1 protein-coding gene is annotated in these 326 nt (G+C 68.4%); it reads right to left on the reverse strand.

Annotated elements, in window-relative coordinates:
• On the reverse strand, positions 1–326 hold a 326-nt coding region (locus EN861_RS34695), incomplete at both ends, for a transposase (protein WP_189343825.1).

Below are 326 nucleotides of genomic sequence, written 5' to 3' on the forward strand. Positions count from 1 at the left end.
GCGGGTGAAGGCGGCTGGCTCGGTCAGGCCGGCAATGTCGCCGAAGAACTTGAGGCTGCGCGCGTCGAAGGCGGCTCGTAGGGCTTCCAGGAAGCGGCGGCGAAACAGGCGCGACAGGACGCGCACCGGAAGGAAGAACCCTGGCCGACAGGAGACCCAGCGCGAGCCGTCCGGCGAGACGCCACCGCCCGGCACGATGCAATGGATGTGCGGATGGTAGTGCAGGTTCTGCCCCCAGCTGTGCAGCACCGCGATGAGGCCGATCTCGGCGCCGAGATGTTTGGAATCGGCGGCGATCGTGCGCAGCGTCTCGGCCGCAGTCCTGA

The organism is Mesorhizobium sp. M8A.F.Ca.ET.218.01.1.1 (genome assembly GCF_004791165.1).
In the GTDB taxonomy this organism is placed as follows: Bacteria; Pseudomonadota; Alphaproteobacteria; order Rhizobiales; family Rhizobiaceae; genus Mesorhizobium.